We start from the raw sequence: 17,793 nt of genomic DNA, 5'->3' as shown, positions 1-17,793 counted from the left end.
GCGCAATGTGCGGCTGGAACGGATCAAGCGCCCTGCCTCCGGCTGGAGGCCGCGTCAAGCGGCCGCCCGTGTGCTTTCATTAAAGAAGAGTGCCTGGCTGATCAAAGCCTTGACCATGTCCGGATTGAACGGCTTCGTCACGAGGAATGTCGGCTCCGGCCTTTCACCGGTCAGCAGGCGCTCGGGGAAGGCAGTGATGAAGATGACGGGAATCGAGCTGTTCTTGAGGATGTCGTTGACGGCGTCGATGCCGGAGCTGCCGTCCGCCAGCTGGATATCGGCAAGCACCATGCGCGGATGCGTGGTGTTGTAGAGTTTGACGGCCTCGGCATGGGTGCGGGCGATACCGGTGACGCGGTGGCCAAGGCTCTCCACCATCTGCTCGATGTCCATGGCGATGAGCGGTTCGTCTTCGATGATCATGATATCGGTGGCGACCTGCCGCGAAATCTCCTGGGACGCCTCGTCGAGCAGCAGGAACACGTCCTTTTCGCTCAGGCTCAGGATTTCGGCGATCTCGTCGACGCGGAAATTCTCCACCGAAGCGAGAAGGAAGGCTTGCCGGGCTGCCGGCGGCACCTTGGAAAGATTGAGCGAGGCCCGCTGTTCCCAGGCATACGGCGACACCGGCTCGGGGACGGAGACGACGGCGGAACCAAAAAGATCGGTATAGAGTTTATAAAGTGCGACACGGTCGTCCGAGGACTGCGGAAAAATGCTGATATCTGCGATGATCGCCTCGAGAACCGCGGCAACATAGGCATCCCCGGAGGTCTGGGTGCCCGTCAGCGCACGGGAATAACGCCGCAGGTAAGGAATGTGCGGCGCAATTCGAGTAGAAAGTGTCATTGAAAAACTCCCAATTAAGTCGCCCCGAAGCGGGTACCAATCGCACGGTTAACGCAGCGTTTCGAAAAAAGTTCCGGTCGCCCCGGAACTTTTTTACCGTCTGGCGCATTATATAGCCGATTGCCGGTTTGGGTGCTGTTCAAAATGACCATGGATCATGAAATGAACCGAACGCCACGAATTGGCGCGCATGAGGACTCGGGGACATCGCGGTCGCGCTGGCGATTTCGGCTTGTCGAGAGTAACGACCATTCAGCAACGCACAAGAGCGAAATATTGATGATGAACAACAAGAAAGAGGATCACGAGATCCGCCGGAAAGAGAATGGCCATGCCGGCGATATCCTTGATCCAAATAACCAGATCGGAATCCGGCTCCGGTCCTTGTATTCGGCGGTGCAGGAGGAGGTCATACCCGATCGGTTTCTGGATTTGCTTGAAAAGCTCGACCAGGTCGAACGCCTGTCTTCCGAAAAAGTTGGCAAGTGAGGTCTGTGATGACGGAATCGCAACCAAGCTTCAAGAGGGAGCTGCTGGCATCCCTTCCGAGTCTCCGTGCTTTTGCAATCTCCCTGATCGGTCGCCATGACCGCGCCGACGATCTTGTCCAGGACACGATCATGAAGGCCTGGGCAAAGCAGGATCATTACCAGATGGGCACCAACATGAAGGCCTGGCTGTTCACGATTCTGCGCAACGAACTGTTCAGCCAGATGCGTAAGCATGGCCGCGAGATACAGGACAGCGACGGCGCATTCACCGACTCGATGGCGACCCATCCGTCGCAATACGGGTCGATGGACCTGCAGGATTTCCGCCGGGCGCTGGAAAAGCTTCCGCCGGACCAGCGGGAAGCCGTGGTTCTCGTCGGCGCTTCCGGTTTTTCCTATGAGGAAGCGGCCGAAATCTGCGGCTGCGCTGTCGGCACGATCAAGAGCCGCGTCAACCGCGCCCGTCTCAGACTGCAGGAATTGCTGCAGGTCACCGGCGAGGGCGACTACGGGCCAGATGCGACATCGGCTCCGCTCACGTCGAAGGCGTTTGCCTTCTGACGTGGTGCTCAAGGTCGGTTTTCTCGAAGTCTGACAAAGCGCATAAAACGTCTCCAGCGTCATCCCCGGTCTTGTGCCGGGGATGACGCCGTTGATGTGACGCGCTTAATTTTTGTTTCGGGGTTTGATGAGGTTTGAGGCGACGATGCCGAACGCGAGGGCTGCGGTCAGCAGCGGCTGCGACCGGATGACCGACAGGCTTGCGGCGATCGTCGATTCAAGCGCAAGGCGCCTTTCCCTTGCCCGCCGCTCCTCGATCTTGTTGATGATCGCCATGACGACGAGAATGATCAATCCGAGAACCAGCGTGCCGACCGCGATCGCCAGCGCGGCGAAGATCGGATCGCGGCGCACTGACAGCCAAAGGGCCAGCGCGATCAGGCCGAAAAGATAGGTTGTCAGGAAAAGCAGGCCCGATACCGCCAGGAGAATGCCGTTGCGCCGGGTGCGCGCAACGGTTCTGCGGACGTTCGAGGCGGCCAGGGTCCCGAGAAGGCCGATCAGTCCATTCATGTCAGCGCCTTGCCAGGAGGGCAAACAGCACGCCGACGGCAGCGGCGGCGCCGATGGTGGCGAAAGGATGCCGCTGAACGGTGCGCCGCACTTCCTCTCCGCCGCGGGCATAAAGATCGCGCATTTCCTGCAGCATGTCCTCGCTGGAACTCAGCAGGTCTTCGATGCCGGCTTCGGCTTGCTTGCGGACATATTTTCCCTGTTTCTGGCCTTTCTCGCGGATGAGCTCCGTCAGCGATGCCAGCTCTTCCCGCAAAGCTTCGACTTGCTCGTCGAGGGTTGCTCCGACGTTTTCGAGGGTGCCGTTGCGCTTGCTGCCGCGCATGGATTGGAGAATGGAAGGTGCCATTGTGTCGCTCCCTGTCTAGCCTTGGTTGGAGGCCGGGGTTACCGGCAGATGATGCGCAAACGAAATCCCGGCCATTGTAATGCCTGTTTGCGGAATACGCACGGGTTAACGTGCGCTGCGGCAAAGAGTTCCGAGGAGACGGGAAAATGCGTGCCGGGGCGGGCGCCGGAGGGCCATTGGCCATGCGCTCAGCGGTTGGCGCTGTGGGCGAGGACGAACGGCGTTCCGTCCGACGGCACCTGGTTGACGCGCAGCGGGCAGCCGAACACCATCTCCAGCGTATGATCGGTGAGCACGTCGCGGATCGGGCCTGCCGCGGCAAGCTGTCCCTTCTTGAGCAGGATCATCTGGTCGCAGAAAAGCGAGGTCAGGTTGAGATCGTGCATCACGGCGATGACGCCGCCGCCGCGGCGGCAGAAATCGCGCGCCAGCCGCATGATGGTCAGCTGGTGGCTGACGTCGAGGCTGGAGACCGGTTCGTCGAGCAGAAGCCAGCAGGGCTTGCCGTCGACGACCGGCTGCGGGATCTGGCAGAGTACGCGGGCCAGCTGGACGCGCTGCTGCTCGCCGCCGGACAGCTCCTGGTAGAAGCGGCCCTCGAAACCGATGAGATCGACGGCGGCCAGCGCGTCTGCGGCCAGCCGCATCGTTTCGGCCGTATTGCCGGCGCGGCCGGTGGTCAGCCCCATGGCGACGATTTCGCGCACGGTGAAGGGAAACGAGATGTTGCTGGCCTGCGGCAGCACGCCGCGCAGTTCGGCAAGCTGCCAGGCGGCGAGGCTTGCGGTTTCGATGCCGTTGAGGCGCACCGAGCCCTTGTGCGGCAGTTCGCCGGAGATCGCCTTGAGCGTCGTCGTCTTGCCGGAGCCGTTCGGACCGGCGATGGCCGTCAGCTGCCCTGCGGGGGCGACGAAGGAGATGTCGCGCACGATCGGCTTGCCCGAAAGGCTGACGGAAAGGTTGGAAACCTCGATCATGAAAACTGTCTTACAGGCTGAGGCGCGAACGGTTTCGCAGCAGGATCCACAGGAAGAACGGGCCGCCGACTGCCGAGGTGATGATGCCGATCGGCAGTTCCGCCGGCGCGACGAGCGTGCGGGCGATCACATCGGCAAACAGCAGCAGCGAGCCGCCGAGCAGGGCTGCCGCCGGCAGCAGGAAACGGTGATCCGGGCCGATCACCAGCCGCAGAAGATGCGGCACGACGATGCCGACGAAGCCGATGCCGCCGCTGACGGCCACCGACGCGCCGGTGGAAGCCGCGACGCTGACGATGGCGATGTTCTTCAGCTTCTGAACCGGAACGCCCATGTGGAAGGCGGCGGCTTCGCCCAACGTGATGGCGTTGAGGCCGCGGGCAAGGAAGGGGACGACGGCGAGGCAGAGCAGCATGATCGGCCCGCCCGCCAGGATCTTCGTCCAGGTGGCGCCGGCGATCGAGCCCATGCTCCAGAAGGTGAGGTCGCGCAGCTGCTTGTCGTCGGCCATGTAGATCAGCACGCCGGTGAGCGCCATGGCGAGCGCGCCGAGCGCGATGCCGGCAAGCAGCATGGTGGCGACCGAGGTCTGGCCGTTGCGGGTCGCCACCCGGTAAAGCACCAGCGTCGTCACCAGGCCGCCGAGAAAGGCTGCGGCCGGCAGGGCGAAGATGCCGAGCGCCTGGTAAATGGGTGCGGCGACCGTGCCGCCCAGCACGATCATCGAGACGGCGCCCAGGCTCGCGCCCGAGGAGACGCCGACCAGGCCGGGATCGGCCAGCGGGTTGCGGAACAGGCCCTGCATCACCGCGCCGGAAACGGCGAGCGAGCCGCCGATTATGAAGCCGAGGATGGCGCGCGGCAGACGGATGTCGAAGACGATGATCCGGTCACGCGCGCTCATCGCCGATTCGCTCGCCTGTCCGCCGATCAGTTCGCGGACGACGTCGAAGGCCGAGGCGTCCGACGCGCCCGTCGTCATCGAGAACAGGATGGACAGAAATGACCCCACGACCAGCGCGGCGATGACCAGCACGGCCAGTTGCGAACGGTCGCCGGCGCGGTAGTGCGCCTGCAGCCGGCCGACATAGGCGGCAAACCGGTTCTCGTTTCGCGCTGTATCGTGGATGAACATATCAGCCCCCGTAGACGGACTTGGTCAGCTCACGGACGGCACTTGCCGTGCGTGGGCCGAAACCGAGCATGTGCAGGCCGTCCATGCGGATGATCGCCTTGTTCTGCGCGGCGGGCGTCAGCCCGAGTGCCGGATGGGCGATGATTTCCTGCACGCCGGCGTCGTGGTTGCCGCCGCGCTCCATCATCAGGATGACGTCCGGCTTGGCTTCGATGATCGCCTCGTCAGTCAGCGGCTTGTAGCCGGGGAAGGTGCCGACGGCGTTGACCAGGCCGGCAAGCTTCAGGATGCCGTCGGCCGCCGTGCCGGTGCCGGAGGCCATCACCCTGCCGTTCTGCATGCTGAGGACGAAGATCACCCGTTTGCGCTCGTTTTCCGGCCGCTTGGCGGCCTCGGCGATCGCCGCATCGAGATCGGCCGCAACGCTTTCCTCAAGCGTCTTCGCCTTGTCTTCTACGTGCAGAAAGGCGCCGACGGCTTCGATCTTCTTCAGGATGCCGTCGCGGTCGAAGGTTTCCGGAACCATTGCGAAAGGTACGCTGGCGCTTTTCAGCACGCTCAGCGCCTCCGGTGGGCCGGAACCTTCGATAGCGATGATCGCCGACGGATTGACGGCGAGAACCCCTTCCGGCGACAGCGCGCGCATGTAGCCGACGTCAGGCAGCTTCGTGACCGCCTCGGGATACAGGCTGGTCGAGTCGCGCGCCACCAGGCGGCCCTCTTCGCCGAGCGCATAGATGATCTCGGTCACGGCGCCGCCGATGGACACCAGCCGCGACGTATCGGCCGGCTTGGTCTCGTCGGCCCTAGCCGGTGCCGCGAAGGGAAGCGCCAGCACGACGCCGGCCAGCACCAGCTGGCGAAGTGTCGTGCGTCGGGCCGTCTTGAAGGGTCTCGTCATCATGCCGTCCTCAGGCTGCTACGCTTGCATCCGCACGTGGCAGATTTTCGACGAGCGAGCGCCATGCCTCGCGTTCGCCGGAACCTTCCTGCCGCTTGCCGAAAAACTGGATGATCATCTCGCCCTTGGCATTAAAGGCCTCGACCGAGGTGACGGTGCCGTCGGAGGTCGGCTTGCGCACGGCCCATGCTTCGGCGATGTGGTCCTGGCGCAGGTGCAGGTGGAAGCTCGGATCGAGCACGTTGATCCACGGGCCCATCGCCTGGATGTTGGACACCGGGCCGCCATGGATCTGCACCATGCCGCGGTTGGCGACGAACACCATGATCGGCAGGTCTTCGGTGGCGGCCGCGCCGTTCAGCATCTCGGTGACGGCGCCGGGTGCCAGCTGCCAGGCATAATCCTGGCCGACGATGCGCACGGCGGTCTGGCGGGCGATCTTCAGCTTCTTCAGCATGCCGAAGAACTGGTGGGTATCGGTCATCTGGCTCCAGTGCTCGCGCAGGGTCTCCGAGGTGACGTTCGGATCATAGTCGTCGCTGCTGGTGATCTCTTCGGCAACGAAATCCTGCGACTGGTCCTCGATACGGAAATCCGAAACGATGGCGTGATAGGCGGCAACATCGGAAGCAGGGCGCAGGTGCAGCTTGAACACCGCGTCGCCGGCCTTGTCGAAATATTGCAGGCTGAGACGTTCCTGCTCGCCATCCTTCTTGGTGACGGCGAAACCATGCGCCCAGACCTTGTTGAAGATGCGCATGTCCATGTTTTCGCCGAGCGTCAGCGACACCATCTCGGAGATCTTGATGGTTTCGAAGACGCCGATCTTTTCATGGACGGCGCTTTCGTTGCGGGTCAGCGCCATGACTTCGCCGAGTTCCTTGACGCGTTCGAGAAGCCGGTTCGGGCTGGCGTCGATGCGGGTCACCGTGAGCCCGGTTTCGGCGGCGACCAGTGCCGCCTCCGAAATACAGAGATTGGCTGCGAGGTCGCGCTCGCGGAGCTTCGGATTTTCCGCCCGGTATGCACGGATTTCTGCGGGGGTCGGTTGTTTGGTCTCGGTCATGTCGAATGCCTATTTGTTGAGGATCAGTTTGCCCTGGCGGGTAATTTTCATACGGTAGAGAGCGCCTTCATGGCGGATGATGACTTCGCTATCGCCGCCAAACAGGTCGGAGGTGTCGATCACCCGCGGGCCGTCGTCGACAGGGCGGACGGGTGTGCGATCGCTCGGTTTGTCAATCTTTTCGGTAATCATCTCGCAGCGGCAATATTGTCTCGGCGGAGGGGCTGACAGCCTCTCCTGTGTGAATTATCTTGACTCTCATAATCAAGCTTAACTAAGGAGGCAATAGCGGATCAAAAAAGTCAACTTTCAAATTGCAATTTTTGATCAATGATTCAATATGCTGGCAACCGGGCGGATGAGCGCGCCGGACGGAAAAACGGGTGAGATGAGATGAAGAATCTGGGTGTGCTCGCTATCTCGGCGGCGATGGCAATGGTCACGGCCGGCGCGGCCTTCGGTCAGGACGCAACGGCTGCTGCCGGGCTCGACGTCGAGCTCAACGCGCTGGTTCCCTCCCAGAAGGGTTGCATGATGACCTTCATCGCAAAGAATTCCATGCCGACGCCGCTCAAGAAGATTTCCTTCGAACTGGCGTTCTTCAACGAGAAGAACATCGTCGACCGCATCACTGTCCTCGATTTCCGTGATCTTCCCGTCAACAAGAAGCGGGTGCGCCAGTTCGACATGCCGGGCGTCAAGTGCGAGACCATCAGCCGCATCCTGATCAACGACACGCCGGTCTGTGATGGCGCGGCACCCGGCGAATGCATGAAAAACCTGGTGACGCGCTCGCAAATCTCCGTTCCGTTCGAAGGTTGAACGGTCATGGGGGAGACAGGGGCATCCGGATCGCCTTTGGTTTCGGGTTTGCCTGCCTGCCCCCGCAGTCTGATGACGACGGCAGACGCCGCTTCGGCGGCAAGCCGGAGGATCGCGCATGATCTATTCTAGAAAACTGCGGCTGACCGCCGCGTCGCCGGCTTTGCCCAATACCGGGCCCAGTGCCGGCGAAGGCATGAACGACAACACGCCCGGCTTGATGGCCGGGCACGAGATGTCGGATCTCACCGGCGTCCCGCGCCAGCCCGCCAGCGAGTCGGCGCTGCATTATGCCCGCGTCTCGCAAATCGGCTCCTTCCCTGAACATGCCGCCGAAGCCAGCGAGCCGGAAACGACGCACAGCGTCGATGCCGTGCCGGAAAAGCCTGCCCCGACGATACGGCGTCGGGTCGGCCGAACCCTGACCGCAAGCCTCGTTTCCCTCGTGGCGCATGCGGCCATCTTCAGCTTCCTCGCAGCCACCATGGTGGCGGAGCCGGAAGAGCCGCAGGAAGAAGCCGGTGCAGTGGTCAGCGTCACCATTCTCGGCGATGCGGAGTTCGACCAGCTTGCCGCCGGCGATCCGGAGATCGTTTCCGCCGAGGAGGTCGAGCCGGACATGGTCGAGCCGGCCGAGCCCGAGGCAGTCGAGACAGAGGCCGTCGAACCCGTCGAAACGGCGGAAGCCGTTCCGGTCGAAACCCAGCAGGCCGAACCGGTGGACACACAGCAGGCCGAGCCTGTGGAAACCACCGAAGCGCAGCCGGTGGAGGCCGAGCCGACCGAACCGGTGGAAATGGTGACGGAAGCCGTGCCCGTCCAGTCGTCGATCGTCGAGACCGAAGCGGTTGCCGCGCTGGAGCCCGAGGTTCTGACCTCGGCGGTGCCGGCCGAGCCGATCGTCACCCAGCCGATCGCGTCGGCGCTTCCCGAGACCGTCGAAGTGACCGAGGCGACCCCCGTCACGCCGACGGTCCAGCCCGTCGAGACGGTGGAGGTGACGGAAGCCACGCCGGTCCAGCCCGTCGAGAAGCCGATCGAAGAGATCAAGCCGGTGGAAGAAAAGCCGGTTGCCAAGAAACCTGTCGAGAAGAAACCTGTCGAGAAGAAACCGGTTGAAAAGCCCAAGCAGAAGCTTGTGGAAAAACCGAAGAAGAAGCCGGATACCAAGCGCCAGGCCGGCGCCCAGGGCGATGCCCGCCAGGATCGCAAGAAGGGATCGGCCGACGGCCAGGAACAGGCGAGCGAAAACCAGAACGGTTCGAAGAATTCCGGCCGCAGCTCGAACGCCGGCAGTGCGGCGGTCGCCAACTATCCCGGCAAGGTACAGTCGAAGATTCGCCGCTCAGTGCGGGTTCCCTCCGCCTTCAAGCGCGAAAAATCGTCGATCAGCGTCCGTGTCCGGCTGACGATCGGTTCCTCGGGGTCGCTGACCTCGCTGTCCGTCGCCCGCAGCTCCGGCGTGCCGGAACTCGACAAGGCGGTGCTCGACGGTGTCCGCCGTGCCTCGCCATTCCCGCCGCTGCCGGCGGAATGGGGCAAGCCGAGCTGGTCCTTCTCCCAGGAAGTGCAAGTTACCGGACGATAACCTGCAGCTGTCGTCCCAGACCCGCGACGCCCCTGCCGTCGCGGGTTTTTTCATGCCTACGGAAGCGTGAAATAATATGATGAAAAGAGTCTACTTTATACTTTACTCTTATAATCAAGTTTATTAGGGTCCAGCCGCGTTGACGAGTCAGCGCGACCGTCGAAACAGCGAAACGGGTGCAGGATGGCCAAGAAGTTCAAGAAGGGTTCCGACCGCAACAGCCGTGAGGAGGCGCAGCCGCAGGCGGCCGCAGTCGACAACGGCAGATCGAGCCTCGATGGCCGCAGCTTCCTTTATGTCGGTGGACGGGACTGCCAGGTGGCACACCTGCGCCAGATCGCCAGCAGCTACGGTGCCGAGCTTATTCATCATGACGGCGGGCTGCGTGAGGCCGTGTCGCGCATCGACACCGTCCTGCCTTCGGTGGATTGCGTCTTCTGCCCGATCGACTGCATCAGCCACGACGCCTGTCTGCGCGTGAAGAGCGGCTGCAAGAAGTTCGGCAAGGCATTCATTCCCTTGCGCAACGGCAGCAAGTCGAGCCTGGAGCGCGCGCTCCTGACCATGCACGAACGAGATACAAAATGAGCGACGAGTGCCATAACGGCTTCATGATGATCGGCCTGCACAAGCTGGCGGCGCAGAACGGCGACGGCCTGGTGCCGGAACTGTATGAACTGCTGCGGCGGGATCATCTGAAACGGTTGCAATATCCGAATGTGGAGACCTTCCCGGCCTGGGAAGCGCGCCGGCCGGGCGAAGAGCCTGTCGAGCCGCTTGGGGATGCCGCCCGCGACGGCAAGAATATCGTTGCTTTCGCTGCCAAAACCGGAGAAAAAAGCTCAAGGAAACGGCAAGTCTGAGAGAGGCAACAATGTTTGTAGCGATGAATCGGTTCAAGGTGGCAGTCGGGTCGGAAACGGCTTTCGAGGATATCTGGCGCAACCGCAATTCGACGCTTTCGGAAATGCCGGGTTTCCAGCAGTTCCACATGCTGCGCGGCAAGACCAATGCCGACGAGGGGTACACATTGTACGCCTCGCACACGATCTGGGAAAGCGAGCAGCATTTCTCCGACTGGACCAAGTCGGAAAATTTCCGTGCTGCCCATCGCAACGCCGGCGACCACAAGGCGATCTATCTCGGACCGCCGTCCTTCGAAGGCTTCAATGCCGTCGAAGGCATCTGAGCGGAAACGCGCGGGACCCGGTTGGTATCGAGGTCCTGCCGGGTTTCCCAGTGCTGGCGGCCCTCAGGCCGCCCGCCGGCCGGCGATGAAGCCGAGACCCACGGCAAGCCAGCCCGTCATCATCGTCATGCCGCCCGCAGGTGCTGCCATCGGGAACAATGCCGTGCCGTTGTAATGGCGATACAGCAGATCGCCGGCAAACAGCAGCGTGCCGATGCCGAGCAGCACGCCGGCGATCGGGGCGGTGCGGAAGCGTTCGAGGCTGGCGGCCAGCGCCACCAGGGCAGGGGCATGCGCAAGGCACATGGTGGAAGCATTGCCGAGCAGATGGCCGTCGCCGAGATGGGAAGCGGCCGCCGCAAGGCCGACGCCCGCCATTCCCAGCACGCCGGCGGCAAGAAGAAGCAGGGGGCGGATGATGGTGCCTGATGTCGTCATGGAATTTCCCGGAATAGGTCCGCCGTGGCCGAATGGCGTCGAAAAAGCGGTAGAAGCGAAATCAATATAGTGCGTGCTGGACGGACGCCGCCGAGGCGGCGTCAGGTCTGGTTCTGCATATGGTGGGCAAGGCGTTCCACCGGCGCCCAGATGATCTCGCGCAGCTTTTCGCTGGCGATCGTCTCGTCCATCGCCTGGCGGAAGCAGAGCAGCCACTCGTCGCGCTCTGCCGGCCCGATCTCGGCGACGAAATGGCGCCGCCGCAGCATCGGATGGCCGCGTTTGTCGGTGTAGAGCGGCGGGCCGCCGAGATAGCCGGTCAGGTATTCGTAGAGTTTTTCCCGTGAGCCGGAAAGATCGGGCGGATGGATAGCCCGGCAGCGCGCCGCTTCCGGCAACGTGTCCATCAGGCTGTAAAAACGGTCGGTGAGCGCCCTGATCGTCGCATCGCCGCCGATGGCTTCGTACAATGTGATCGTCTCTTCGGACACCGGGCGCTCCTTTTTGTTCGTTTTGCCCGTTTCTTTTTGCTGCCGCAATGCCGTTGATGCTGATGCGTCGTTTCGGCGCGTCGGGACCTGTCTTGAGCGGCGTTGATGAATGGGAATTGACAAAACCGTCCGGACGGTCTTTTATATGCCATGTCAGAATCGCACCGTCGTAAGAAACAGCCGCAACTCGTCCGCCGTCAGCTTGTCGACGTCGCGGCGCAGCTGGCGTTCGAGCGCGGTATCGGTGCGGTGACGCTCGATGCGGTGTCCGAGGCGGCGGGTGTCAGCAAGGGCGGTCTCCTGCACCATTTCCCTGGCAAGGTGGCGTTGCTCGACGGTCTTTTCGACCGGCTTGTCGACGAGCTGGATGCGGCGATCGAGGCGGCGATGATCGTCGATCCCCTGCCGCACGGGCGTTTTACGCGCGCCTATCTGCAGGTGGTGGCCGATCTCAAGGAGAAGCCGGGAGAGAACCGCCAATGGGCGGGCCTCACCATGGCGCTGCTCAACGAGCCGCACCTGCGGGCGCGCTGGCGTCAATGGGTCGACCGGCGGGCGGGAGAGTATGTCGGCACGGATTCGTCGCTGAACGCCGCCATCGTGCGGTTTGCCGCCGACGGTCTGTGGCTGGCGGACATGGTCGGCAGCCACGATCTGAGCGCCGAAACGCGGAGTGCCCTGATCGAGCGCCTGTCGGCATTGACGCTCTCCTGAGCGGTTCCAGAGGAATTTCACCATGAACCCCGCATTCGTCTACGGCCTGCTGTTTGTCGCGGTAGCGCTTGAGGTCGTCGGAACATCGGCCTTGCAGATGTCGCAGCAGTTCAGCCGGCTGTGGCCGTCGCTGCTGGTGTTCGCCTGCTACGGCGGCGCCTTCTATTGCCTGTCCTTCGTCCTGCGCACCATCCCGGTCGGCATCGCTTATGCGATCTGGAGCGCGCTCGGCATCGTGCTGATCTCCGTGGTCGGTTTTGTGCTGTTCCGCCAGAAACTCGATCTGGCGGCAATCATCGGGCTCGGTTTCATCATTCTCGGCGTCTTGATCGTCAACCTGTTCTCCAAATCCGTTTCGCACTGAAAATTCCGGGCGGCTGCGGTTGGAATGTGTCTCCGGGCGGTCGGGCCGCGCCCTCGTCTCATGCATTTCCGTTGTCCCTGATGGAACAACTTCGTTTTGAAGTGCTTTGAAGCGAGACCGTTTTTATGATTTTGCATTGCAGAAGGAGAAGCCGTCATGGCGATACGTACGGTGGTGTGGGGCGAGAACATCCATGAGCAGACCAACAAGGTCGTAGCCGGGATCTACCCGAACGGAATGCACAACACGATTGCCGACGCGCTGAACGGCGACGGGGCGATCCACGCGACGACGGCCACCCTGCAGGAGCCGGAGCATGGCCTGAGCGAAGCGCGGCTTGCCGAGACCGACGTCCTGACCTGGTGGGGCCACAAGGACCACGGCGCCGTCGACGATGCGGTGGTCGAGCGTGTCGCCCGGCGTGTCTGGGAAGGCATGGGCCTCATCGTCCTGCATTCGGGGCATTTCTCGAAGATCTTCAAGCGGCTGATGGGCACGCCCTGCGCGCTGAAATGGCGCGAGGCGGGCGAGCGCGAACGCATCTGGGTCGTCAACCAGGGCCATCCGATCGCAGCCGGTCTCGGCGAACATTTCGAGCTCGAAAACGAAGAAATGTACGGCGAGCAGTTTTCGGTGCCGGAGCCCCTGGAAACCGTGTTCATCTCCTGGTTCCAGGGCGGCGAGGTGTTCCGCTCCGGCCTGACCTGGCGGCGCGGAACCGGCAACATCTTCTATTTCCGCCCCGGCCATGAAACCTATCCCAGCTATCATGACGCCAACGTCAAAAAGGTGCTGATCAACGCCGTCAAATGGGCCTACAATCCGCAAAATTCCTTTAAATCCATTCACGATGCGCCGAACGTGCCGGTCGAAAAGGCATTGGAGCCCATCGAGGAGCGTGGCCCGAAGCTGCATGAGGCTGGCGAGGCCGGATACCGCTAAGGACGAATGGCATGCGTCTCTTGATTCTCGGAACGGGCGGCATGGCCAATAGCCATGCCAAAAATTTCAAGGCGATCGACGGGGTCGACGTCGTCGGCGCCGTCGATGTCGACAAGGCACGCGTCACCGCCTTTGCCGATATGCATGATATCGGGATGCGGTTCACCTCGCTTGAGGAGGCCATCGCCTGGGGTGAATTCGACTCGGCGACGAACGTCACGCCGGATCGTGCCCACCATCCGACCAGCCTGGCGCTGATCGCGGCGGGGAAACACGTCATGTGCGAGAAGCCGCTGGCGGAAACCTACGAGAAGGCGATGGAGATGACCGAGGCGGCGGAAGCGGCCGGCGTCATCAATATGGTCAACCTGACCTATCGCAACGTCGCGCCGCTGCAGAAGGCCCGTGAGATCGTGCTGTCGGGCGAGATCGGCAGCGTCAAGCATGTCGAGGCTTCCTACCTGCAGAGCTGGCTGGTTTCACGTGCCTGGGGCGACTGGCGCACGGAATCGCAATGGCTCTGGCGTCTCTCCACCGGCCATGGCTCCAACGGCGTGCTTGGCGATATCGGCATCCATATCCTCGATTTCGCCTCCTTTGGCGCGGCGAGCGAGATCGAGAGCGTATTCGCCCGGCTGAAGACTTTCGACAAGGTGGCGGGCGGGTCGATCGGCGAATACAAGCTGGATGCCAATGACAGCTTCACCATGTCCGTCGATTTCGCCAACGGGGCGCTGGGCGTCGTGCACGCCAGCCGCTGGGCGACCGGCCACCTCAACGAGTTGCGCCTGCGCGTCTACGGCGAAAAGGGCGGGCTGGAGGTGAGCCACAGCACGGAAGGTTCGTCGTTGCGCGCTTGCATGGGAGACGATGCCGAAACGGCGACATGGCGCATCCTCGATGCCGGCGTGGTGCCGACCAACTATATGCGTTTTGCCGAGGCCGTCCGGCTCGGCGTGCAGCCGGATCCGGATTTTCGCCACGCCGCCAACCTGCAGCGGGCACTGGACCTGGCGATCCTCACGGAAAAGGAACGCTGCGAGCGGCGGCTCTCCTAAGCGTCACGTCCAGGCGTAGCGGATGATGTGGAAGAACACCGGCGCGGCGAAGACCAGGCTGTCGGTACGATCCAGCATGCCGCCATGGCCTTCGATCATGTGTCCCCAGTCCTTGACGCCCCGGTCGCGCTTGATGGCGGAGGCGACGAGGCCGCCGAGAAAACCCATGATGCAGGCGAGTGCCGCCAGCGCACCGGCCTCGACGGGTGAAAACGGCGTCAGCCAGAACAATCCCGCACCGAGCAGCGAGGCGCTGAGAATGCCGCCGATCAATCCTTCCCAGGTTTTCGACGGCGAGACATTGGGCGAGATGCGGTGCTTGCCGAACAGTTTTCCGAAGATGTACTGCAACACGTCGCTGCCCTGCACGGTGGCGATCAGGAAGGCGATCAACAGCAGGCCGCGGCCGTTGTTGCCGGGAATGTCGAGGGTGACCAGCGCCGGCACGTGGCTGATGCAGTAGACGGACAGCATGATGCCCCATTGCTGCTCGCTGATGCGTTCGAGGAAGCGCGAGGTGTCGCCCCAAAGCGCCGTCAGCGCCGGCATGGCGAGGAAGCAGTAGACGGGGATGAAGATCGAATAGAGGCCGTACCAGTCGATCCAGACGAGGTAATATTGTAGGGGCACGATGACCAGGAACATGCCGAGCAGCACCCAGTGATCGCTGCGCCGCGTGTGGGTCAGCGTCACATATTCCCGGAGGGCCGCAAAGGAGACCAGCGCGAACAGGATGATCACGCCGCCTTCGCCGAACAGGAAGGCGATGGACATGGCGGCGATCATCACCCACCAGGCGCGGATGCGGACGTTGAGGTTGACGAGCGTCGACGACAGCGGTTTCGGGCTGCGCCAGGACAGGATGCCGGCCACCAGGCTTGCCGTGACGAGCACGGCCATCAGGCCGACGAACAGCCTGCTCATTTCCGACATCATTCCTGTTCTCCGTTGGTTTGCGATCTGAGGCCGAGCAGGGCATTCTGCGCCCTGTGCAGGAAATCCTTGCGGTCCTCGCCGGGCGTCAGCGCGATCGGCGCGCCGAAGATGACGCGGCAGAGCAGCGGCACCGGCAGGAATGCGCCCTTCGGCAGCACCCGCGACATGTTTTCGATCCAGCACGGCACCAGTTCGACATCCGGCCGGGCGGCGGCGAGGTTGTAGAGGCCGGAACGGAAGCGCAGGATCGGCTCCTCCGTCATGTTGCGCGTGCCTTCGGGGAAGAAGATCAGCGATTCTCCCCGCTCCAGCGCGTCCAGCATCACCGCCATCGGATCCTGGCTGCGCTCCACCCAGTTGCGTTCGACCAGCACGGTGCGCAGCAGGTATCCAGAGAGGAAACGGCGCAGGCGTCCCTTGCGCCAGTAATCGGCACCGGCAACGGCGCGGGTGCGCGCCCGGTCCTCCGGCCTCAGGCAGGAGGAGAGCAGGATGAAATCGCCGTGGCTTGCATGGTTGGCGAAATAGATGCGCTGCCTTTCCGACGGCGCGCTGCCGACCCAGATCGGAATGACGCCGGTGATGGCACGCGACAGCCCGGCCAGGAAGGCGCCGAACAGCGATTGCGACAACGCCTTGTGATCGAATGTCAGCATGCAACCGGCCCCTCGACCGCATCGACGAGCAGGATGGCGTAGACGAGCAGGCCGGCCGCCAGGGCGAAACGCTGCCGCCAGACGATGCCGCGGCTGCCGGAGAGGCGGGCGGCGAACGGGCGCGGCTCGGATGCGGCGGCGCGCAGGCCGAACCGGGCGAGGCTGTCGTCGACGGCGGCAAGGCCGGATCGTTCGTCGGGATGCGAGCCGGCCAGCCGGAACAGCAGGGCATCGAAAATCAGGTGAAGGGAGAAGGCGAGTGCGGCGAGCGTGAAGGCGAGCAGCAGCCACCAGCCGAGCGGCCTGGAAAAACCATGCGCGCCGGCCGTCACCGGGGCGAGGGCAAAAACGAGCAGGCAGACCACGATCCCGAACAGGCCGTTGCGGCGGAGACCGGTCGATGTCTGCATGGCGGTGGATGTCCAGTCCAAGGCGTTCCCTCTCAGGTGGCGATCATGTCGGGCTGCAGATGGATGCGGCGACCGGCTTGCGTGATGCGGGCGACGGCGGCGGAGGCATCGCCGGCGCGGCCGGTCGCCACCAGCCATGTGCCGATGACGGCGGCGCTGCGCTGGAAGCCGAGGGCGCAGCAGACCAGTACCGGCCCCTCCGGCCGCAGCGTCTCGACCAGCCGGGCGGCGTCCGATACCGATCCCGGCGGCGGTCGGACGAGGTCGAGGGAAGGAAAGGCGTGCCAGCGGGCCTGTGTCCGCCGTGGCGCGCAGAGCTCTCCGGTCATGTCCACGACGGTTGCGAAGGCGTCGGCTTCCCGGCGGGTCGGAAACCGGCCGAGATAGACGCCATCTTCGATTTCCACCGCCGCCGGCGCCCCTCGCGTCCACCAGCCTATGTTGGCGATGACGCCGAGCCTGTAGGGGGCGAGCAGCCAGCGGCTGGCGAGCGAGGCCCGGCCATCGGCGCGTTTCTGGAAGATTTTCGGCCCGGCGCCGACATAGCCGGCGGCGACGATCGCCATGGCGAGTGTGGGCCACGTCAGCAACAGGGCCGCGCCGGAATGGAGCGTGCCGAAAACGGCGAGAGCCAGAAAGCCCAGGGCCGCGCCGAGATAATAGCGGCCGAGCTTTCGGGCCTTGGTGTCAGCCGTCAGGCGGAAGCCGGCGAGTGGCGGGGCAGCGCCGCGGGGAAACAGCCAGGCGGCAAAAAGCCCGAGCAGCAGGCCGGTCGGAATGTCGATGCTGTGATGCTGCCAGGTCGTCAGCACCGAGAGGGCGATGAGGAAACACCAGCCATGCCAGACAAGCCGGGCGGCATGCGGCATCTTTCCGCGCAGGTGGTCCCAGATCACCACGAGCAAGGCGATGTGCAGCGACGGCGCCTGGTTGAACGGCTTGTCGAAGCCGCCGAGCACCGCGAACATGAAACCCGGCAGGCCGTGGGTTTCCGGCCGCACGAAGATCGCCTGCAGCGGGAAGGCCACGAAGCAGGAGACGGCGACCAGCTGGATCGCCAGGTAGCGCCGGCCGAGCGTATCCACCTCCGCCGGCCTGTCGTTGAGGAACAGGCAGAGCGCATAGAAGAGGTTGATCGACCAGTAGGGCACGATCGTCCAGGCGAGGAAGGGGATTGCTCCCTCCCAGCCGAAAGCGAGGTTGGGCACGTCCGGTCGTTGCGACGCGAGCCAGTTGGCGGTGCCGTAGCTCAGGTAGAAGAACGGCGCCAGGAAAGCGAGCCAGAGGGCGGCGCGGCGAAAAACCGCCATGCGTGCCGGCAGGGGAGAGGGAAACGCTGTCTC

General features: G+C 63.4%; 25 protein-coding genes. 11 read left to right on the top strand and 14 right to left on the bottom strand.

All coding sequences use genetic code 11. The annotated features are described in order from the left end of the window. Nucleotides 1–54: 54 nt before the first annotated feature. Complete coding sequence (locus DEM27_RS05075; RefSeq protein WP_109457122.1) at nucleotides 55–849, bottom strand: response regulator; 795 nt, start codon at nucleotides 847–849, stop codon at nucleotides 55–57. A 282-nt stretch (nucleotides 850–1,131) separates the two neighbouring features. Here DEM27_RS05075 and DEM27_RS05070 point away from each other — a divergent pair, with 282 nt between their 5' ends. Further along, nucleotides 1,132–1,338 carry a NepR family anti-sigma factor gene (locus DEM27_RS05070; protein WP_109457682.1) on the top strand — a complete coding sequence of 69 codons (207 nt, stop codon included), beginning with the start codon at nucleotides 1,132–1,134 and terminating at the stop codon, nucleotides 1,336–1,338. An 8-nt stretch (nucleotides 1,339–1,346) separates the two neighbouring features. Continuing rightward, nucleotides 1,347–1,901, top strand: coding sequence for an RNA polymerase sigma factor (locus DEM27_RS05065; protein WP_109457121.1), 555 nt, complete (start codon nucleotides 1,347–1,349; stop codon nucleotides 1,899–1,901). Nucleotides 1,902–2,006: 105 nt separating this feature from the next. On the opposite strand, the gene DEM27_RS05060 is transcribed toward DEM27_RS05065, so the two are convergent. From DEM27_RS05060 to hemP, 7 genes are all read right to left on the bottom strand, one after another. Further along, nucleotides 2,007–2,414 carry a hypothetical protein gene (locus DEM27_RS05060; protein WP_109457120.1) on the bottom strand — a complete coding sequence of 136 codons (408 nt, stop codon included), beginning with the start codon at nucleotides 2,412–2,414 and terminating at the stop codon, nucleotides 2,007–2,009. 1 nt (nucleotide 2,415) lies between these two features. Further along, the gene (locus DEM27_RS05055) at nucleotides 2,416–2,763 is read right to left on the bottom strand and encodes an ElaB/YgaM/YqjD family protein (RefSeq protein WP_109457119.1); all 348 of its coding nucleotides are present in this window, start codon (nucleotides 2,761–2,763) and stop codon (nucleotides 2,416–2,418) included. A gap of 188 nt (nucleotides 2,764–2,951) precedes the next feature. Further along, nucleotides 2,952–3,740, bottom strand: coding sequence for a heme ABC transporter ATP-binding protein (locus DEM27_RS05050; RefSeq protein ID WP_109457118.1), 789 nt, complete (start codon nucleotides 3,738–3,740; stop codon nucleotides 2,952–2,954). A gap of 10 nt (nucleotides 3,741–3,750) precedes the next feature. Continuing rightward, nucleotides 3,751–4,875 (bottom strand): FecCD family ABC transporter permease, encoded by a 1,125-nt coding sequence (locus tag DEM27_RS05045; RefSeq protein WP_109457117.1) that lies wholly within the window; start codon nucleotides 4,873–4,875, stop codon nucleotides 3,751–3,753. 1 nt (nucleotide 4,876) lies between these two features. Then, complete coding sequence (locus DEM27_RS05040; protein WP_109457116.1) at nucleotides 4,877–5,779, bottom strand: heme/hemin ABC transporter substrate-binding protein; 903 nt, start codon at nucleotides 5,777–5,779, stop codon at nucleotides 4,877–4,879. A 7-nt stretch (nucleotides 5,780–5,786) separates the two neighbouring features. Continuing rightward, the gene (locus tag DEM27_RS05035) at nucleotides 5,787–6,842 is read right to left on the bottom strand and encodes a hemin-degrading factor (protein WP_109457115.1); all 1,056 of its coding nucleotides are present in this window, start codon (nucleotides 6,840–6,842) and stop codon (nucleotides 5,787–5,789) included. 9 nt (nucleotides 6,843–6,851) lie between these two features. Beyond that, entirely contained in the window at nucleotides 6,852–7,034 is a 183-nt protein-coding gene (hemP, locus tag DEM27_RS05030; protein WP_109457114.1) for a hemin uptake protein HemP, read from the bottom strand. A 237-nt stretch (nucleotides 7,035–7,271) separates the two neighbouring features. Between hemP and DEM27_RS05025 the strand changes: the two genes are divergently transcribed. From DEM27_RS05025 to hmuQ, 5 genes are all read left to right on the top strand, one after another. Further along, entirely contained in the window at nucleotides 7,272–7,664 is a 393-nt protein-coding gene (locus DEM27_RS05025; RefSeq protein ID WP_245445716.1) for a hypothetical protein, read from the top strand. A gap of 118 nt (nucleotides 7,665–7,782) precedes the next feature. Next, complete coding sequence (locus tag DEM27_RS05020) at nucleotides 7,783–9,252, top strand: TonB family protein (RefSeq protein ID WP_109457112.1); 1,470 nt, start codon at nucleotides 7,783–7,785, stop codon at nucleotides 9,250–9,252. A gap of 183 nt (nucleotides 9,253–9,435) precedes the next feature. Further along, nucleotides 9,436–9,840 (top strand): DUF2325 domain-containing protein, encoded by a 405-nt coding sequence (locus DEM27_RS05015; protein ID WP_109457111.1) that lies wholly within the window; start codon nucleotides 9,436–9,438, stop codon nucleotides 9,838–9,840. Continuing rightward, nucleotides 9,837–10,115, top strand: a complete 279-nt coding sequence (locus DEM27_RS05010; RefSeq protein WP_109457110.1) for a hypothetical protein — start codon at nucleotides 9,837–9,839, stop codon at nucleotides 10,113–10,115. The genes DEM27_RS05015 and DEM27_RS05010 overlap by 4 nt, the downstream gene beginning before the upstream one ends. Nucleotides 10,116–10,126: 11 nt before the next feature. After that, nucleotides 10,127–10,441, top strand: a complete 315-nt coding sequence (gene hmuQ / locus DEM27_RS05005; protein WP_109457109.1) for a heme-degrading protein HmuQ — start codon at nucleotides 10,127–10,129, stop codon at nucleotides 10,439–10,441. 63 nt (nucleotides 10,442–10,504) lie between these two features. Here the strand turns inward: hmuQ and DEM27_RS05000 are convergent, their stop codons facing one another. Next, nucleotides 10,505–10,879 (bottom strand): DUF423 domain-containing protein, encoded by a 375-nt coding sequence (locus tag DEM27_RS05000; RefSeq protein ID WP_109457108.1) that lies wholly within the window; start codon nucleotides 10,877–10,879, stop codon nucleotides 10,505–10,507. A 101-nt stretch (nucleotides 10,880–10,980) separates the two neighbouring features. Next, a complete protein-coding gene (locus DEM27_RS04995) occupies nucleotides 10,981–11,370 on the bottom strand; it encodes a group II truncated hemoglobin (RefSeq protein WP_109457681.1) in 390 nt (129 codons plus the stop codon). Nucleotides 11,371–11,520: 150 nt separating this feature from the next. Between DEM27_RS04995 and DEM27_RS04990 the strand changes: the two genes are divergently transcribed. From DEM27_RS04990 to DEM27_RS04975, 4 genes are all read left to right on the top strand, one after another. Beyond that, nucleotides 11,521–12,084, top strand: coding sequence for a TetR/AcrR family transcriptional regulator (locus tag DEM27_RS04990; RefSeq protein ID WP_109457107.1), 564 nt, complete (start codon nucleotides 11,521–11,523; stop codon nucleotides 12,082–12,084). A 22-nt stretch (nucleotides 12,085–12,106) separates the two neighbouring features. Further along, nucleotides 12,107–12,448, top strand: coding sequence for a DMT family transporter (locus DEM27_RS04985; protein WP_109457106.1), 342 nt, complete (start codon nucleotides 12,107–12,109; stop codon nucleotides 12,446–12,448). Nucleotides 12,449–12,604: 156 nt separating this feature from the next. Then, nucleotides 12,605–13,390: a ThuA domain-containing protein gene (locus DEM27_RS04980; protein ID WP_109457105.1), complete on the top strand. Its 786-nt coding sequence runs from the start codon at nucleotides 12,605–12,607 to the stop codon at nucleotides 13,388–13,390. Between the two features lie 11 nt (nucleotides 13,391–13,401). Beyond that, nucleotides 13,402–14,448: a Gfo/Idh/MocA family protein gene (locus DEM27_RS04975; RefSeq protein WP_109457104.1), complete on the top strand. Its 1,047-nt coding sequence runs from the start codon at nucleotides 13,402–13,404 to the stop codon at nucleotides 14,446–14,448. A 3-nt stretch (nucleotides 14,449–14,451) separates the two neighbouring features. On the opposite strand, the gene DEM27_RS04970 is transcribed toward DEM27_RS04975, so the two are convergent. The 4 genes from DEM27_RS04970 to DEM27_RS04955 are packed head-to-tail and all read right to left on the bottom strand — an operon-like array spanning nucleotide 14,452 to nucleotide 17,760. Further along, nucleotides 14,452–15,381 carry a phosphatidate cytidylyltransferase gene (locus DEM27_RS04970; protein ID WP_205908877.1) on the bottom strand — a complete coding sequence of 310 codons (930 nt, stop codon included), beginning with the start codon at nucleotides 15,379–15,381 and terminating at the stop codon, nucleotides 14,452–14,454. Beyond that, nucleotides 15,381–16,040: a lysophospholipid acyltransferase family protein gene (locus tag DEM27_RS04965; protein WP_109457102.1), complete on the bottom strand. Its 660-nt coding sequence runs from the start codon at nucleotides 16,038–16,040 to the stop codon at nucleotides 15,381–15,383. Before DEM27_RS04965 ends, DEM27_RS04970 begins: the two co-directional genes overlap by 1 nt. Continuing rightward, a complete protein-coding gene (locus DEM27_RS04960) occupies nucleotides 16,034–16,450 on the bottom strand; it encodes a hypothetical protein (RefSeq protein WP_109457101.1) in 417 nt (138 codons plus the stop codon). Before DEM27_RS04960 ends, DEM27_RS04965 begins: the two co-directional genes overlap by 7 nt. A gap of 32 nt (nucleotides 16,451–16,482) precedes the next feature. Beyond that, complete coding sequence (locus tag DEM27_RS04955) at nucleotides 16,483–17,760, bottom strand: phosphatase PAP2/dual specificity phosphatase family protein (protein WP_109457100.1); 1,278 nt, start codon at nucleotides 17,758–17,760, stop codon at nucleotides 16,483–16,485. Nucleotides 17,761–17,793 lie beyond the last annotated feature (33 nt).

The sequence above is a fragment of the Rhizobium album genome, from assembly GCF_003122325.1.
GTDB lineage: Bacteria > Pseudomonadota > Alphaproteobacteria > Rhizobiales > Rhizobiaceae > Metarhizobium > Metarhizobium album.
The sequence above is the reverse complement of the archived record's forward strand: the minus strand, read 5'-3'. Positions and strand labels throughout refer to the sequence as shown.

What these genes read in the sequence shown, in the direction of transcription:
- DEM27_RS05075 (WP_109457122.1), bottom strand. Translation starts at nt 849, where the DNA reads ATGACACTTTCTACTCGAATTGCGCCGCACATTCCTTACCTGCGGCGT.
- DEM27_RS05070 (WP_109457682.1), top strand. Translation starts at nt 1,132, where the DNA reads ATGAACAACAAGAAAGAGGATCACGAGATCCGCCGGAAAGAGAATGGC.
- DEM27_RS05065 (WP_109457121.1), top strand. Translation starts at nt 1,347, where the DNA reads ATGACGGAATCGCAACCAAGCTTCAAGAGGGAGCTGCTGGCATCCCTT.
- DEM27_RS05060 (WP_109457120.1), bottom strand. Translation starts at nt 2,414, where the DNA reads ATGAATGGACTGATCGGCCTTCTCGGGACCCTGGCCGCCTCGAACGTC.
- DEM27_RS05055 (WP_109457119.1), bottom strand. Translation starts at nt 2,763, where the DNA reads ATGGCACCTTCCATTCTCCAATCCATGCGCGGCAGCAAGCGCAACGGC.
- DEM27_RS05050 (WP_109457118.1), bottom strand. Translation starts at nt 3,740, where the DNA reads ATGATCGAGGTTTCCAACCTTTCCGTCAGCCTTTCGGGCAAGCCGATC.
- DEM27_RS05045 (WP_109457117.1), bottom strand. Translation starts at nt 4,875, where the DNA reads ATGTTCATCCACGATACAGCGCGAAACGAGAACCGGTTTGCCGCCTAT.
- DEM27_RS05040 (WP_109457116.1), bottom strand. Translation starts at nt 5,779, where the DNA reads ATGATGACGAGACCCTTCAAGACGGCCCGACGCACGACACTTCGCCAG.
- DEM27_RS05035 (WP_109457115.1), bottom strand. Translation starts at nt 6,842, where the DNA reads ATGACCGAGACCAAACAACCGACCCCCGCAGAAATCCGTGCATACCGG.
- hemP (WP_109457114.1), bottom strand. Translation starts at nt 7,034, where the DNA reads ATGATTACCGAAAAGATTGACAAACCGAGCGATCGCACACCCGTCCGC.
- DEM27_RS05025 (WP_245445716.1), top strand. Translation starts at nt 7,272, where the DNA reads ATGGCAATGGTCACGGCCGGCGCGGCCTTCGGTCAGGACGCAACGGCT.
- DEM27_RS05020 (WP_109457112.1), top strand. Translation starts at nt 7,783, where the DNA reads ATGATCTATTCTAGAAAACTGCGGCTGACCGCCGCGTCGCCGGCTTTG.
- DEM27_RS05015 (WP_109457111.1), top strand. Translation starts at nt 9,436, where the DNA reads ATGGCCAAGAAGTTCAAGAAGGGTTCCGACCGCAACAGCCGTGAGGAG.
- DEM27_RS05010 (WP_109457110.1), top strand. Translation starts at nt 9,837, where the DNA reads ATGAGCGACGAGTGCCATAACGGCTTCATGATGATCGGCCTGCACAAG.
- hmuQ (WP_109457109.1), top strand. Translation starts at nt 10,127, where the DNA reads ATGTTTGTAGCGATGAATCGGTTCAAGGTGGCAGTCGGGTCGGAAACG.
- DEM27_RS05000 (WP_109457108.1), bottom strand. Translation starts at nt 10,879, where the DNA reads ATGACGACATCAGGCACCATCATCCGCCCCCTGCTTCTTCTTGCCGCC.
- DEM27_RS04990 (WP_109457107.1), top strand. Translation starts at nt 11,521, where the DNA reads ATGTCAGAATCGCACCGTCGTAAGAAACAGCCGCAACTCGTCCGCCGT.
- DEM27_RS04985 (WP_109457106.1), top strand. Translation starts at nt 12,107, where the DNA reads ATGAACCCCGCATTCGTCTACGGCCTGCTGTTTGTCGCGGTAGCGCTT.
- DEM27_RS04980 (WP_109457105.1), top strand. Translation starts at nt 12,605, where the DNA reads ATGGCGATACGTACGGTGGTGTGGGGCGAGAACATCCATGAGCAGACC.
- DEM27_RS04975 (WP_109457104.1), top strand. Translation starts at nt 13,402, where the DNA reads ATGCGTCTCTTGATTCTCGGAACGGGCGGCATGGCCAATAGCCATGCC.
- DEM27_RS04970 (WP_205908877.1), bottom strand. Translation starts at nt 15,381, where the DNA reads ATGTCGGAAATGAGCAGGCTGTTCGTCGGCCTGATGGCCGTGCTCGTC.
- DEM27_RS04965 (WP_109457102.1), bottom strand. Translation starts at nt 16,040, where the DNA reads ATGCTGACATTCGATCACAAGGCGTTGTCGCAATCGCTGTTCGGCGCC.
- DEM27_RS04960 (WP_109457101.1), bottom strand. Translation starts at nt 16,450, where the DNA reads ATGCAGACATCGACCGGTCTCCGCCGCAACGGCCTGTTCGGGATCGTG.
- DEM27_RS04955 (WP_109457100.1), bottom strand. Translation starts at nt 17,760, where the DNA reads ATGGCGGTTTTTCGCCGCGCCGCCCTCTGGCTCGCTTTCCTGGCGCCG.